This window comes from Bordetella sp. BOR01, from assembly GCF_019218885.1.
GTDB lineage: Bacteria > Pseudomonadota > Gammaproteobacteria > Burkholderiales > Burkholderiaceae_B > Bordetella_A.
In genome coordinates this window covers 1,337,925-1,353,120 of record NZ_JAHUWT010000002.1, presented here as the reverse complement: position 1 = coordinate 1,353,120, position 15,196 = coordinate 1,337,925, and the positions used below count along the sequence as shown (strand labels likewise).

The 15,196-nt window shown below is 67.3% G+C and carries 12 protein-coding genes; 6 read left to right on the top strand and 6 right to left on the bottom strand.

Annotated elements, in window-relative coordinates:
* Positions 1 to 8: 8 nt before the first annotated feature.
* The 4 genes from nirB to KW845_RS14140 are packed head-to-tail and all read right to left on the bottom strand — an operon-like array spanning position 9 to position 5,444.
* Positions 9 to 2,447, bottom strand: coding sequence for a nitrite reductase large subunit NirB (gene nirB / locus KW845_RS14155; RefSeq protein WP_218369847.1), 2,439 nt, complete (start codon positions 2,445 to 2,447; stop codon positions 9 to 11).
* A 31-nt stretch (positions 2,448 to 2,478) separates the two neighbouring features.
* Entirely contained in the window at positions 2,479 to 3,324 is an 846-nt protein-coding gene (locus KW845_RS14150; RefSeq protein WP_218369846.1) for an ABC transporter ATP-binding protein, read from the bottom strand.
* Positions 3,325 to 3,328: 4 nt separating this feature from the next.
* Entirely contained in the window at positions 3,329 to 4,117 is a 789-nt protein-coding gene (ntrB, locus tag KW845_RS14145) for a nitrate ABC transporter permease (protein WP_255592675.1), read from the bottom strand.
* A 52-nt stretch (positions 4,118 to 4,169) separates the two neighbouring features.
* A complete protein-coding gene (locus KW845_RS14140; RefSeq protein ID WP_218369844.1) occupies positions 4,170 to 5,444 on the bottom strand; it encodes a CmpA/NrtA family ABC transporter substrate-binding protein in 1,275 nt (424 codons plus the stop codon).
* A gap of 337 nt (positions 5,445 to 5,781) precedes the next feature.
* Between KW845_RS14140 and KW845_RS14135 the strand changes: the two genes are divergently transcribed.
* Together KW845_RS14135 and cysG are read left to right on the top strand one after the other, a co-directional pair.
* Positions 5,782 to 6,360: an ANTAR domain-containing response regulator gene (locus KW845_RS14135; RefSeq protein WP_218369843.1), complete on the top strand. Its 579-nt coding sequence runs from the start codon at positions 5,782 to 5,784 to the stop codon at positions 6,358 to 6,360.
* A 229-nt stretch (positions 6,361 to 6,589) separates the two neighbouring features.
* Positions 6,590 to 8,005: a siroheme synthase CysG gene (gene cysG, locus KW845_RS14130; RefSeq protein ID WP_218369842.1), complete on the top strand. Its 1,416-nt coding sequence runs from the start codon at positions 6,590 to 6,592 to the stop codon at positions 8,003 to 8,005.
* 15 nt (positions 8,006 to 8,020) lie between these two features.
* Here cysG and upp read toward each other — a convergent pair whose 3' ends face one another.
* Both upp and dacB read right to left on the bottom strand, forming a co-directional pair.
* Positions 8,021 to 8,659 (bottom strand): uracil phosphoribosyltransferase, encoded by a 639-nt coding sequence (gene upp / locus KW845_RS14125; protein WP_218369841.1) that lies wholly within the window; start codon positions 8,657 to 8,659, stop codon positions 8,021 to 8,023.
* Between the two features lie 82 nt (positions 8,660 to 8,741).
* Positions 8,742 to 10,184 (bottom strand): D-alanyl-D-alanine carboxypeptidase/D-alanyl-D-alanine-endopeptidase, encoded by a 1,443-nt coding sequence (dacB, locus tag KW845_RS14120; RefSeq protein ID WP_218369840.1) that lies wholly within the window; start codon positions 10,182 to 10,184, stop codon positions 8,742 to 8,744.
* Positions 10,185 to 10,350: 166 nt separating this feature from the next.
* On the opposite strand from dacB, the gene queA reads away from it, so the two are divergent.
* The 4 genes from queA (at position 10,351) to secD (ending at position 15,178) form a co-directional block, all read left to right on the top strand.
* Entirely contained in the window at positions 10,351 to 11,403 is a 1,053-nt protein-coding gene (gene queA / locus KW845_RS14115) for a tRNA preQ1(34) S-adenosylmethionine ribosyltransferase-isomerase QueA (protein WP_218369839.1), read from the top strand.
* Between the two features lie 2 nt (positions 11,404 to 11,405).
* Positions 11,406 to 12,542: a tRNA guanosine(34) transglycosylase Tgt gene (gene tgt, locus KW845_RS14110; protein WP_218369838.1), complete on the top strand. Its 1,137-nt coding sequence runs from the start codon at positions 11,406 to 11,408 to the stop codon at positions 12,540 to 12,542.
* Positions 12,543 to 12,887: 345 nt separating this feature from the next.
* Positions 12,888 to 13,232, top strand: coding sequence for a preprotein translocase subunit YajC (gene yajC / locus KW845_RS14105; RefSeq protein WP_218369837.1), 345 nt, complete (start codon positions 12,888 to 12,890; stop codon positions 13,230 to 13,232).
* 65 nt (positions 13,233 to 13,297) lie between these two features.
* Positions 13,298 to 15,178, top strand: coding sequence for a protein translocase subunit SecD (gene secD / locus KW845_RS14100; RefSeq protein WP_218369836.1), 1,881 nt, complete (start codon positions 13,298 to 13,300; stop codon positions 15,176 to 15,178).
* The last annotated feature ends 18 nt before the right edge of the window (positions 15,179 to 15,196 follow it).

Below are 15,196 nucleotides of genomic sequence, written 5' to 3'. Positions count from 1 at the left end.
GGTCGGTCTCATACGGTCAATGATTGGAATTCGCGGGCGGCGGGGGCGGTTTCGCGGCGCGCTTCCCACGGGTCGGTCTCGAACGACAGGGCGAACTTCAGGCGCGCGTAGAGTTCGGCGCGGTTGGCGGCGTCCTCGACCACGCGGACCTTGGCGTGCTCCAGGCCCACGCGCGCCAGGTAGTGCACGGTGCGTTCCAGGTAGAAGGCTTCTTCGCGGTAAAGCTGCAGGAACGCGCCGCTGTATTCCAGCACTTCTTCGGCGGTCTTGACCTTGGCGAAGAACTGCGCCACTTCGGTCTTGATGCCGCCATTGCCGCCGACATACAGTTCCCAGCCCGAGTCCACCGCGATGATGCCCACGTCCTTGATGCCCGATTCGGCGCAGTTGCGCGGGCAGCCCGACACCGCCAGCTTGACCTTGTGCGGGCTCCACATGCCCACCAGGTCTTTTTCCAGCGCAATGCCCATGGCGGTGGAATCCTGCGTGCCGAAGCGGCAGAATTCGCTGCCCACGCAAGTCTTCACGGTGCGCAGGCTTTTGCCATAGGCATGACCCGAAGGCATGTCCAGGTCGGCCCACACCTTGGGCAGGTCCTCTTTCTTCACGCCCAGCAGGTCGATGCGCTGGCCGCCGGTTACTTTGACCAGCGGAATCGCGTATTTGTCGGCCACGTCGGCAATGCGGCGCAATTCGGACGGGTTGGTCACGCCTCCCCACATGCGCGGCACCACCGAATACGTGCCGTCTTTCTGGATATTGGCGTGCATGCGTTCGTTGGCCAGGCGCGACTGGCCGTCGTCGCGCGCCTCGCCGGGCCAGGTGGACAACAGGTAGTAGTTCAAGGCCGGTCGGCAGGTGGCGCAGCCATCGGGCGTGCGCCAGTCCATGAAATGCATGGCGGCCGGGATAGTGACCAGGTGATGCTCGCGGATGGCCTTGCGCACTTCGCCATGTGTCAGGTCGGTGCAGCCGCACAGGGCCTTCTCGGATTTCGGCTTGACGTCGGCCGCACCACCCACGCAGTTGATCAGGATCTGCTCTACCAGGCCGCTGCAAGACCCGCAGGAACTAGCGGCCTTGGTGTGTTTCTTTACCTCATCGACCGTGAACAGGCCTTTGTCGCGGATGGCCTTGACGATGGCGCCCTTGCATACGCCATTGCAGCCGCACACTTCGGCGCTGTCGGCCATGCCGATGGCGCGGTTCTCGCCGGCATGGCCGGTGTCGCCGCCGATGGCGCTTTCGCCGAACATCAGTTGGTCGCGCAGCTCGTCGATGCGCTTGCCCTCGCGGATCAGCCGGAAGTACCAGGCGCCGTCACCCGTATCGCCATACAGGCAGGCACCGACCAGCTTGTCGTCTCTCAATACCAGTTTCTTGTAGACCCCGCCCACCGGGTCGGCCAGGGTGATTTCTTCGGTGCCCTGCCCGCCCAGGAAGTCTCCGGCCGAAAATACGTCGATGCCAGTCACTTTCAGCTTGGTCGAGGTCACGCTGCCTTCATAGCGGCCGATGCCATGCAGCGCCAAGTGATTGGCGGCCACCTTGGCCTGCTCGAACAGCGGCGCCACCAGGCCGTAGGCGGTGCCGCGGTGGCTGACGCATTCGCCCACGGCATAGATCAGGGGGTCGTAGGTCTGCAGCGTGTCGCTGACCACCACGCCCCGGTTCACGTACAGGCCGCAGCTTTCCGCCAGGTCGGTGTTGGGCCGGATACCCACCGCCATCACCACCAGGTCGGCGTCGACTTCCTCGCCATTGGCAAAGCGCACCGCGCGCACGCGGCCCTGTTCACTGCCCAGCAATGCCTCGGTCTGGCGCGGCATCAGGAACTTCAGGCCCCGCGCTTCCAGGCTGCGCTGCAGCAGCAGCGCGGCCTGCGGATCGAGCTGGCGGTCGAGCAGCCCCGAGCCCAGGTGCACCACCGATACCTCCATGCCGCGCGCCGCCAGGCCGCTGGCGGCTTCCAGGCCCAGCAGGCCGCCGCCGATCACCACCGCGTGCTTGTGCGTGCGGGCCGCCTCGATCATCAGGTTCACGTCGCGAATGTCGCGGAAGGTCACCACGCCGTCCAGGTCATTGCCGGGAATCGGCAGGATGAACGGGTTCGACCCGGTGGCCAGCAGCAGCCGGTCGTAGGGCACTTCGCTGCCGTCTTCGCCGACGACGATGCGGCGCGCGCGATTGATGCGCGCCACCTTGCAGTTCATGCGCAAGTCGATGCCATTGGACCGGTACCAGTCCACATCGTTGAGCACGATGTCCTGCAAAGTCTGCTCGCCGGTCAGCACCGGCGACAGCAGGATGCGGTTGTAGTTGGGATAGGGCTCCGAGCCGAATACGGTGATGTCGTACAGGTCGGGGGCCAGCTTCAGCAGTTCTTCCAGCGTGCGCACGCCGGCCATGCCGTTGCCCACCATCACCAGCTTCAGTTTCTTTTCCATGATGTCTCTCGTCTTGCTTGTGGGCCGCGCCTCAGGCGTCGGCGGCTTCCATGACTTCGGCGGCTTCGCGGGGCGCGGCTGCCCGGGCCTGCGCCGGATTGCCGTGGCGCCGGTGCAGGAAATCGACCACCGCGGCGCGGCAGGCCAGGTAATCGGGATGGCTGGCCAGCGCCACGCGATCGCGGGGGCGCGGCAATGGCACCGCCAGCACCTGTCCGATGGTGGCCGCCGGGCCGTTGGTCAGCATGACGATGCGGTCCGACAGCAGCACCGCCTCATCCACATCGTGGGTCACCATGATGGTGGTGCTTCGCGTGGCGGCCACGATCTTCAGCAGTTCGTCCTGCAAGTGCGCGCGGGTCAACGCATCCAGGGCGCCGAAGGGTTCGTCCATCAACAACACCTGGGGCTCGATGGCCAGGGCCCGCGCGATACCCACGCGCTGCTTCATGCCGCCCGAAATCTCGCCCGGCAGTTTCTCGCTGGCATGCGACAGCCCCACCAGCGCCAGCGCCGCATGGGTGCGTTCGGCCAGTTGGGCCTTGCCTTCGCGCGCGCCGAACACGCGCTGAACCGCCAGGTGCACATTCTGGAAACAGCTCAGCCAGGGCAGCAGCGAGTGGTTCTGGAACACCACGGCGCGATCCGGGCCGGGGCCGGTGATCTCGCGCTCGGCGCACAGCAGCACGCCCTCGGTGGGGCGGGCCAGGCCCGCCACCAGGTTCAACAACGTGGACTTGCCGCAGCCCGAATGTCCGATCAGCGAGACGAACTCGCCTTGCGCCACGGTCAGGTCGATATCGCGCAGCGCGACAAAGCTGCCGCGCGGCGTCACGAAGGTCTGGCCGACACGCTCGATGCGCACGAATTTCTGCATGGCTCTACTCCTCGGTATAGGCGAAGCGGCGGGCCAGCCGCACCAACGCGGTTTCCAGCACCAGGCCCACGATGCCGATCACAAAAATGGCAACGACGATGTGCTCGACTTTCAGGTTGTTCCATTCGTCCCACAGCCAGAAGCCGATGCCGGTGCCGCCGGTCAGCATTTCGGCGGCCACGATCACCAGCCAGGCGGTGCCGATCGACAGCCGCACGCCGGTCAGGATGTGCGGCAACACCGATGGCAGCAGCACCTTGGTCACCACTTGCCATTCCGACAGGTTCAGCACGCGGGCCACGTTCAGATAGTCTTGCGGCACACGTGCCACGCCGGCCGCGGTGTTGATCACCATGGGCCAGATCGAGCAGATGAAAATCGCCCAGATGGCGGCCGGGTCGGCGCCACGGAACAGCAGCAGGCCCAACGGCAGCCAGGCCAGCGGCGATACCGGCCGCAGCAGGCTGACGATGGGCGCGAACATGGCGTGGGCCGCGGCGTAGCGCCCCATCACGAAGCCGGCCGGAATGCCCACCAGCGCGGCCATCCCGAAACCGATCGCCACTCGCCGCAGCGACGCCAGCACGTTCCAGCCTATGCCCTGGTCGTTGGGACCGTTGTCGTAGAAGGGGTCGGCAAACAGCGCGCGGGCCGCTTCCCAGGTAGCACCCGGCGTGGGGATGTCCGGAATCCACATGGCGATGGCCTGCCATACCAGCACGAACAAGGCAAAACCCGCCGCCGGCCCGATGACGGCACGCAGCGCCGCATCGGCGGCCGCGCGCCAGGCCATATGGCGCGACGGAGAAGAAGACAGCAAAGTGGTGGGCATGGCATGCGCTCCGTCAGCTCTTGATCTTGAAACCGTCGGCATAAGCGGCCGGGTCGCTGCCGTCCCAGCGCACGCCGTCCATCAGCGTGGATGCGCGCGATTCGCTGGCCGGCAACGGCGCCCCGGCGGCGGCGGCGGCCTGCTTGTAGACGTCGATGCGGTTGATAGAGCGCGCCACGCCCAGATAGTCGGGGTGGGTCTTCAACAGCCCCCAGCGCTTGTGCTGCGTCAGGAACCACATGCCATCGCTCAGGTACGGAAAACACGCCGCGCCATCGGCATAGAAGCGCATCGGATGCGCGTCATCCCAGGTCTTGCCCAGGCCATCGGCATAGCGGCCCAGCATGCGGTCGACGATCGCATCGGCGGCGGTGTTCACATAGGACTTCGCCGCGATGGTCTCGGCCGTCTTGCGGCGGTTTTCCGGCGAGGCATCGATCCACTTGCCCGCCTCGATCACCGCCGCCGTGACGGCGCGCGCGGTATGCGGATGCGCCGCCACGAAGTCGGAGGTGGTGCCCAGCACTTTTTCGGGATGGTCGGCCCAGATCTGCTGGGTCGTCGCGGCGGTAAAGCCGATGCGATCCATGATGGCGCGCGCCCCCCAGGGCTCGCCCACGCAGAAGCCGTCCATGTTGCCCACGCGCATATTGGCCACCATCTGCGGCGGCGGCACGGTGATGACGCGGGCCTCGCGCATCGGGTCGATGCCGTTCGCGGCCAGCCAGTAGTACAGCCACATGGCATGCGTGCCGGTCGGGAAAGTCTGGGCATAGGTGTAGACGCGCTGCTCGGCCTGCATGTGCTTGCGCAGCGATTCGCCGTCGGTCACGCCGGCTTCGCGCAGCTTGGCCGACAGGCTGATGGCCTGGCCGTTCTGGTTCAGGCCCATCAGCACTGCCATGTCTTTCTGCGGGCCGCCGATACCCAGGTGCACGCCATACACCAGGCCGTACAGCACATGGGCGAAATCCAGCTCGCCATTGATCAGCTTGTCACGCACGCCGGCCCACGAAGCTTCCTTGGACGGCACGATCTTCACGCCGTACTTCTGGTCGATGCCCAGCACCGAGGCCATGACCACCGAGGCGCAATCGGTCAACGGAATGAAGCCGATGCGCACTTCGGACTTCTCGGGCGCATCGCTGCCGGCCGCCCAGGCGCCGGCACGCACCAGCGGATCGACCAGGCCCAATAGCCCCGCCCCAGCCACGGCCTTGACGGTAGTGCCCAGCCACTCGCGGCGCTGCGCGTTGGTCGGATCGATGTTGCGAGGCGTGCCGGGCATTTGCGAGTTCCATAAAAAAAGCGTTCCACACCGTCCAGGCGGTTTGCCTGGAGCTACGTAGAACGCCGTTGTTCATCCATCAGGCCGCTGCAAGCGGCGGGCAACCGCCGTTGGCTGCCCATTCCATCAAGCAAACATCATGCCAATCGCTCTTGCCCGCGGCGGGCGGACAAGGCGGCCCCACGACGGTCCAAGTTGGTGCGCGCATGCATTGCGCAGTGCACCATTTGCGTGCCAGGCGCCCTGCCCACGGGCGCTGGGCGGGCCCGGTGGCCCCACCCCGCCCGGCCGCGCCAATGGCATGGATATTGCTCTTTCAGGTTGAAGAGGAGTCACCATGCTGAAGGTCATGCTTCTGAACGACGGAGACGGGCGCGCGGCGGCCTTGCGGCAGACCCTGGCCGCGGCTGGCGTGCAGGTGGTCGCCGAGCGGGCCGCCGGCATGGACCTGGCCGAGGCCATCACCCAGCTGGCGCCGGACGTGGTGCTGATCGATGCCGACGCACCCGCCCGCGACACGCTGGAAGATGTCTGTGTGGCCAGCGAGTTCAGCGCCCGGCCGGTGGTGATGTTCACCGACGACGGCAACCGCGACACCATCCGGGCGGCGCTGCAGGCAGGCGTGGCCGCCTATGTGGTGGGGGCCGTCCCGCCCGAGCGCATCCAGCCCCTGTTGACGGTGGCCATCGAGCGCGGTGCCGTGGAACGGGCGCGCCGCGTCGAGCTGGCCGAAGCGCGCCAACGCCTGGCCGACCGGCAGGCCGTGGAAAAAGCCAAGGGGCTGTTGATGCGGTTGCGCGGCGTGTCCGAGGAACAGGCGCATCGCCTGTTGCGCGAACGCGCCATGCAAAGCCAGCGCCGCCTGGGCGATGTGGCGCGCGACGTGGTGGACATGGCGCAATGGCTGAAGAGCTGAAGTGGCACCTCCCCTCAAGGAGGCGACGCTGGCGGACCGGCGGAGCCGGCTCCGTGGCGTCCCCGGTGGAGCTACGCCTGTTTTATGCGACGCGCGTGGCGCCATGGGGGCCGACATCGCTTAATCACTTATCGCTATATCAATCCAATAAATCAAAAGTTGTAGGGATGTAAGGCTGTCCCTATGATCGACTGACGTATCGCGGGTTCGTCCCGCCTGGCTGATTTTCATGAAGCTTTTCCCCCTATTTGCCGACTTGCAGGGCCGCCGCGTACTGGTCGTGGGCGGCGGCGAGGTCGCCGCGCGCAAAGTGCAGCTGCTGCTGGAAGCCTCGGCCGACGTGCACGTGGGCGCCCCCGAACTGGTGCCCGAATTGGCCCAGCTGGCCGCGCAGGGCCGCATCCAGGCCCTGGCAGGCGAGTTCCGCCCCGAATGGCTGGACGGCGCCTGGCTGGCCGTGGCGGCCACCGACGACCGCGCGGTCAATGCGGCCGTCTCGCAGGCCGCGCAAGCGCGGCGCGTCTTCAGCAACGTGGTCGATGATGCCGAACTGTCGTCGTTCCAGGTGCCATCCATCGTCGACCGCTCGCCGCTGATCGTGGCCATCTCGTCTTCGGGGGTGGCGCCCGTGCTGGCGCGCCGGCTGCGCGAACGGGTCGAATCGCTGTTCGACCATTCGCTGGGCGCGCTGGCTGCGCTGGCCGCACGTTATCGTCCGCGGATCCGCGAGCGCCGGCCCGACCTGAAACAACGCCGCCGTTTCTACGACTGGCTGCTGGACGGCCCGGTGGCGGGCCTGCTGCGACAACAGCAGCCGGCCGAAGCCGAACGCGTGCTGGAAGCAGCGCTGCAGGCGCCGCAGGATGCCGGCCAGGGCAGCGTGGTGCTGGTGGGTGCCGGGCCGGGCGACCCCGGCCTGCTTACCCTGAAGGCGCTGCGGGCCCTGAACGAAGCCGATGTCATCCTGTACGACCGCCTGGTCAGCCCGGCGGTACTGGCGCTGGCGCGCCGCGATGCCGACCGCGAATCGGTGGGCAAGCGCCTCGGCGAAGACCACGACGCCACCCAGGCGCGCATCCACGCGCTGATGGTCGAGCACGCGCGCGCCGGCCGGCGCGTGGTTCGCCTGAAAGGCGGCGATGCCTTTATTTTCGGGCGCGGCGGCGAAGAACTGGAATACTTGCGCGCCCACCAGGTGCGCTATGAAGTGGTGCCCGGCATCACCGCCGCGCTGGCCTGTGCGGCCTATGCCGGCATTCCGCTGACGCATCGCGAACACGCGCAATCGGTCCGGCTGGTTACTGCCCACTGCCGCGAAGACGAAGACTCGCTGGACTGGACCGGGCTGGCGCGCGAACACCAGACGCTGGCCTTCTATATGGGCGTGGGGCAATTGGAAACGCTGTCGGCCCGCCTGATCAGGCATGGCCGCTCGGAGGCCACGCCGTTTGCCCTGATCGAGAATGGCAGCCGGCCCGAACAGCGGGTCGTCAGCGGGCAGTTGGCCGACCTGGCCGATGTGGCGCGCAGCCACGATGTACGGGCCCCGGCATTGCTGATCGTGGGCGAAGTGGCGGGCCTGGCGCGCCAGCTTCACTGGTTCGGCACGCACCTGGCCGGCCGGCGCGAGACGCTGGCCGCCTGATCGGCCGGGCGGCGTTCATTCCGCCGTCTGCTTGGTGCCGAAGATGCGGTCGCCGGCATCGCCCAGGCCCGGCATGATGTAGCCATGCTCGTTCAAGCCATCGTCGATGGACGCCGTGTAGATATGCACATCGGGATGGCGGTCGAGCACGGCCTGGATGCCCACCGGGGCCGCCACCAGCACCAGCGCGCGGATCTCGCGGCAGCCGGCCCGCTTGAGCATGTCGATGGTGGCCAGCATCGAGCCGCCGGTGGCCAGCATGGGGTCGACGATCAGCGCCAGGCGCTGGTCCAGTTCGCCCACCAGGCGTTCCAGGTAGGTGTGCGCCTGCAGTGTTTCTTCGTTGCGGGCCACGCCCACCACGCTGACCTTGGCGCCCGGGATCAGGCTGAGCACGCCGTCCAGCATGCCGATGCCGGCGCGCAGGATGGGCACCACCGTCACTTTCTTGCCGGCGATTTTCTCGACCGTAACCGTACCGCACCAGCCTTCGACCGTGGACTGGGCCAATGGCAGGTCTTTCGAGGCTTCGTAGGTGAGCAGCGCGCCGACTTCCTGGGATAGTTCGCGAAAGCTCTTGGTGCTGAGGTCGGCGCGGCGCATGATGCCGAGCTTGTGGCGTATCAGCGGATGGCGGATTTCATGCACGGGCATGTGCGGCGGTCTCCAGGAAACAAATAGGCATGCATCGGCGCGCCAGACAGCGCAATCGTAAACCGTTTGAGGGCGGCGCGGCTTACTGGCTGGCCAGCCAGGCGATCAGCGCATCGTCGAATGCCCGCACCGCGGCCGCGTTGGGATCGTTGACGATGCTGACCATCACGTAGCGCTTGCCGCTGGCACCCAGCACATAGCCGGCCACCGCACGCACATCGCGCAGCGAACCGGTCTTCAGGTGGGCCATGCCGACGGTTTCGTCGCCCTTCAGGCGTCGCCGCATGGTGCCATCGACCCCGGCGATCGACAGGGACGACAGGAACTCGGGCATCAGCGGCGTATGCCAGGCCAGTGTCAGCATCGACGCCAGGCTTTCGGCCGACACCCGCGCATCGCGCGACAGGCCGGCACCGTTGTCCATGACCAGTTCGGGCATGTGCAGGCCCTGCCCGGCCAGCACGGCCTTGGCCACGGCCTCGCTGCTTTCCGTATTGGCGGGCCGGCGGCCGCGTTCGGCACCCAAGGTCAGCAGCAGCGTGCGCGCCATGACATTGTTGCTGCGCTTGTTGATCTGGCGGATGGCCTCGCCCAGCGGCGGCGACTCGTGCGTGGCCAGCACCACCGCGTCGGCGGGCACCATGCCGGCACGGATCTTGCCGGTGAACGTGCCGCCCAGCTCGCGCCACAGCAGGCGGAACAGGGCTTCGGCGAACTCGGGCTGCGGCAGCGCCAGCCGGTACAGGCTGAATTCGCCGCAGGAACCGGCCACCGTGCCGCCCAGGCGGATCGACACGCCCTGCTGGGTCAGCACGGGATCGGTAGTGACCACGGGCGGGCCCGGGCAGCGGATCTCGCTCCAATTGACCTGGCCCTCGATGCGCAGGCCCGGCAAGGGTGGATCGATGATGGGCACCCACTTCTGCGCCGCCGGATCGGGCGTGAACAACAGCCGCAGCGCGCCGAAACCCACCATCAGGGCGTCGGGGCTGGCGTTGTAGGCGCGGTCGGGGGCCCCATCGAAGGCGCCGGGATCGGTTGCCACCTGGCCGAAGATGCTGCGATCGACCACCAGGTCGCCGATTTTCTTCACGCCGCGCAGGCGCAATTCGCGCAGCAGCGCCCAAAGGTCTTGCATCAGCAGGTAGGGATCGCCGCCGGCACGCAGGTACAGCGGCCCTGGCAAGGCGCCATGCAGGTCGGGCCGCGCGCCCGGTTCGGTCAGGAACTCGGTGCGCCAGACATAGTTGGGCCCCAGCTCGGACAAGGCCGACCAGGTGGTGACCATCTTCATGACCGAGGCGGGATTGCGCGGCTCGGTGGCGTTGATGGCCACCATGCGCCGGCCGCCCAGTTCCTGCACTACCAGCGACAGCGACGAGCCCGGCAGGCCCGCGGCTTTCCAGGCGCGCGTCAACTCGTCGGGCAGGCCTTGCGCCTGGGCAGCCATGGCCGCGCCCAGCAGCGCCCAGGCCGCCAACCATTGCTTGAATCGTCCGCCCCGCCTGTCTGCCCGTACCGCCATGCCGCATCCGCCACGCTGCTGTTGCCGTCGAAGACGCAAGCATACAGAACCTGGCGGGCCTGCGGATGGCGGCGGACCCCCGCGGTCCGGGCCGCTTACAATACCGGGTTGTCCGCGCCCGCCCGCTGGCGGCGTTTTCCTGGCGCCCCTACTTGAATTGCCTCGCGTGTCCTCGCCCTTTACCGTTTCCGACTTCGACTACACCCTGCCGCCCGAGCTCATTGCCCAGACCCCTGCGGCACAGCGCGGCGGCAGCCGCCTGCTGCACCTGGACGGCGCCGGCGCCCTGCACGACCGCCAGTTCCCCGACCTGGCCGGCCTGCTGCGGCCCGGCGACTTGCTGGTGTTCAACGACACCCGGGTCATCAAGGCCCGGCTGACCGGCCACAAGGCCTCGGGCGGCAAAGTCGAAGTGTTGGTTGAACGCATCATCGAACCCGACCGTGCGCTGGCCCACGTGCGCGCCAGCAAGTCGCCCGGCCCGGGCACCACGCTGCACCTGGCCGGCGCCTTCGAGGCCACCGTGCTGGGCCGCGCCGGCGAACTGTTCGACCTGCGCTTTCCGGCGCCGGTGCTCGACCTGCTGGACGCCCATGGCGCCACGCCCCTGCCGCCCTACATCACCCACGCCGCCGACGCCACCGACGAGTCCCGCTACCAGACCGTCTACGCGCGCGAACCGGGTGCGGTGGCCGCCCCCACCGCCGGCCTGCATTTCGACCAGGCCATGCTGGAACGGGTGGCCGAACTGGACGCGGAACGCGCCTTCGTCACCCTGCACGTCGGCGCCGGCACCTTCCAGCCGGTGCGGGTGGACAACCTGGCCGAGCACATCATGCACGCCGAGTGGTACACGGTGGGCCAGCCTGTCATCGACGCCATTGCCCGCACGCGCGCCCGCGGCGGCCGGGTGATCGCCGTGGGTACCACCAGTGTGCGCGCCCTGGAATCGGCGGCCGCCCAGAACCCCAACGGCCCGCAAGCCCCGCTGGCGCCGGTGCAGGGCGACACGCAGTTGTTCATCACCCCCGGCTACCGCTACCAGGTGGTGGACGCGCTGGTGACCAACTTCCATTTGCCGCAATCCACCCTGCTGATGCTGGTGTCGGCCCTGGCCGGCATCGAACCCATCCGCCGCGCCTACGCGCACGCCGTCGCCCAACGCTACCGCTTCTTCAGCTATGGCGACGCCATGTTCATCGAATCGCCCGCCCCCTGACCATGACCGGACTGAACTTCGAACTCCTGGCCACCGACGGCGGCGCCCGTCGCGGCCGCATCACGCTGAACCACGGCGTGGTCGAGACCCCCATCTTCATGCCCGTGGGCACGTACGGCAGCGTCAAGGCCATGCTGCCGCACGAACTGCAGGAAATCGGCGCGCAGATCGTGCTGGGCAACACTTTCCATTTGTGGCTGCGGCCCGGCACCGACATCCTGGACCGCCACGGCGGGCTGCACGGCTTCATGCAATGGGACAAGCCCATCCTGACCGACTCGGGCGGCTTCCAGGTGTTCAGCCTGCAAGGCATGCGCAAGATCACCGAAGAAGGCGTGAAGTTCGCCTCGCCCATCGACGGCGCCCGGCTGTTCCTGACGCCCGAAGAATCCATGCGCATCCAGCGTTCGCTGAATTCGGACATCGTCATGGTGTTCGACGAATGCACTCCCTACCAGATCGATGGCCGCCCCGCCACGGCCGAAGAAGCCGCCCGCTCGATGCGCATGTCGCTGCGCTGGGCGCGCCGCTCGCGCGAAGAATTCGACCGGCTGGGCAACCCGAACGCGCTGTTCGGCATCGTGCAGGGCGGCATGTACGAATCGCTGCGCGACGAATCGCTGGCCGGCCTGGCCGACATCGGATTCCATGGCTACGCCATCGGCGGCCTGTCGGTGGGCGAGCCCAAAGAAGACATGATGCGCATCCTGGCCCACGTGGCCCCGCGCCTGCCTGCCCACGCGCCGCGCTACCTGATGGGCGTGGGCACGCCCGAAGACCTGGTCGAGGGCGTGGCGCGCGGGGTCGACATGTTCGACTGCGTCATGCCCACCCGCAATGCCCGCAACGGCTGGCTGTTCACGCGCTACGGCGACCTGAAGATCCGCAACGCCAAATACCGCGACGACACCCGGCCGCTGGACCCAAGCTGCGCCTGCCATACGTGCGCGCACTTTTCGCGCGCTTACCTGCACCACCTGCAGCGCGCCAACGAGATCACCGGCGCGCGGCTGAACACGCTGCACAACCTGCATTTCTACCTGGCGATCATGGCCGAGATGCGCGAGGCCATCGCTGCCGGCACCTTCGATGCCTGGCGGGCCCGGTTCGCCACCGACCGCAAACGCGGCATCGGATAGTGGTTTTTTGCATAGGGTGCAGTCCCGTGGCGCTGGGGCAGGCGGTGGCGGCGTGTCGGGCGGCGGGGCAGCCTGCGCAGCAGGCCGAGGGCGCCGGCATGCGCCCGAGCCCGACGCACGTTCGCCGCCACCGCCTGCCCCAGCGCCGCGGGACGGGGCCAGTACGACAAACCATCCCCTGCCCCCATTTCGCCCACCGCCAACAACATCCGCCCCTCGGGGCTTCCCCCCCCGCATAACCTAGCTACAATAGTCGGCTTGCCCTGTCCAAGGCTCGCGCGGGGACGGGTGCAGAAGCCATAATTTTCCATAACCTGACCGAACAACCCCATTCAGGAGATTCTCATGTCCACTATCGACACCGCCGGCATCGTCCTGGCCCAGGCCGCCGAAGGCGGCGCCAGCACGCTGATGGGCATGCTGCCCATCGTGCTGATGTTCGTGATCCTCTATTTCCTGATGATCCGTCCGCAGATGAAGCGCCAGAAAGAACACCGCAACCTGGTCGCGAACCTGGCCAAGGGTGACGAAGTCATGACCGCCGGCGGCATCCTGGGCAAGGTTTCCAAGGTAACCGACAGCTACATTACCGTCGAAATCGCCCAGCAGGTCGACAAGCCGGTCGAAGTGCTGATGCAGAAGACCTCGGTATCCACCGTGCTGCCCAAGGGAACCATCAAGGACCTGTAAGCGTCTTATCCGGCCCCCGCCACGGGGGCCTTTTCCCGCCTACCACGCATGAAAACTCGCCGCCAATGAACCGCTATCCCCTCTGGAAGTACATTACGGTGCTGGTCGCGGTCGTTATCGGCCTGCTTTACACCCTGCCCAATTTCTACGGCGAATCCCCCGCCGTCCAGGTATCCAGCGCCAAGGCTACCGTCAAGGTCGATAACGCCACGCTGAACCGTGTCGAACAGATTCTGGCGGCCGGCAACCTGCCCGCCACCAATGTGTACTACGAACAGAACGGCACGCTGGGCACCGTCCGCGCCCGCTTCCCGTCCACCGACGTGCAATTGCAGGCGCGCGACCTGCTCGAACGGTCGCTCAACACCGTTGCCGACGACCCGCAATACACCGTGGCCCTGAACCTGCTGCCCGCTTCGCCGCCCTGGATGCGCGCGCTGGGCTGGTTCGAGCCCAAGCCCATGTACCTGGGTCTGGACCTGCGCGGCGGCGTGCACTTCCTGCTGCAAGTCGACATGCAGGGCGCCCTGACCGCCCGCTACGATTCGCTGGCGGCCGACGTGCGCACCGTTCTGCGCGATGAAAAAGTCCCCAGCCGCGGAGTCGAGCGCGCCGGTACCTCGGTGGTGGCCACCTTTGCCAGCGCCGACGAACGCGACCGTGCCCACTCCACGCTGCGCAGCCGCCTGCCCGACCTGCAGTTCACCGAAAGCGAAGACGCCGGCCGCCCCGCCCTGGTGGGCATGCTGAGCCCGGCCGCCGTCACGCGCGTGCAAGATTCCGCGCTGAAGCAAAACATCAACACCCTGCACAACCGCATCAACGAGCTGGGCGTGGCCGAACCGGTCATCCAGCAGCAAGGAACCGACCGTATCGTCGTGCAATTGCCCGGCGTGCAAGACGTGGCCAAGGCCAAGGAACTGCTGGGCCGTACCGCCACGCTTGAAATCCGCATGGTCGACGATTCCCCGGCGGCCCAGTCGGCCATGGCCGGCGGCACCGTGCCCTTCGGCCTGGAACGCTACACCGACCGCGACGGCGGCCCCATCCTGGTGCGCCGCCAGGTCATCCTGACCGGCGAGAACCTGCAAGACGCCCAACCGGGCCGCGATTCGCAAACGCAGCAGGCCGCCGTGCACCTGACGCTCGACAGCAAGGGCGCGCGCATCTTCCGCGACGTCACCCGCGACAACGTCGGCAAGCGCATGGCCATCCTGCTGTTCGAGAACGGCAAGGGCGAAGTCGTGACCGCACCGGTCATTCGCAGCGAAATCGCCGGCGGGCAGGTGCAGATCTCGGGCAGCATGAGCGCCGAAGAGGCCGCCGATACCGCGCTGCTGCTGCGCGCCGGCGCGCTGGCCGCCCCCATGTCCATCATCGAGGAACGCACCATCGGCCCCAGCCTGGGGGCCGACAACATCGCCAAGGGCTTCCATTCCACGCTGTACGGCTTCCTGGCCATCGCGGTGTTCATCATCCTGTACTATCACTTGTTCGGGGTGTTCTCCACCATCGGCCTGTCGATGAACGTGCTGCTGCTGCTGGCGCTGTTGTCCATGCTGCAGGCCACGCTGACACTGCCGGGCATTGCCGCCATTGCGCTGACGCTGGGCATGGCCATCGACTCGAACGTGCTCATCAACGAGCGCATCCGTGAAGAACTGCGCAACGGCGCCTCGCCGCAGCAGGCCATCCACCACGGCTTCGAGCGCGCCTGGGGCACCATCCTCGACTCCAACCTGACCACGCTCATCGTCGGCCTGGCCTTGCTGGCCTTCGGCTCGGGTCCCATCCGCGGCTTTGCCGTGGTGCACTGCCTGGGCATCGTCACCTCGATGTTCACCTCGGTGGTGGGCGTCCGGGCGCTGGCCAACCTGTGGTACGGCCGCAAGAAGAAACTCGCCCGGATTTCCATCGGCACCATCTGGAAACCCAAGGCAAACTGACCCTGCCGGGCGGCGTGT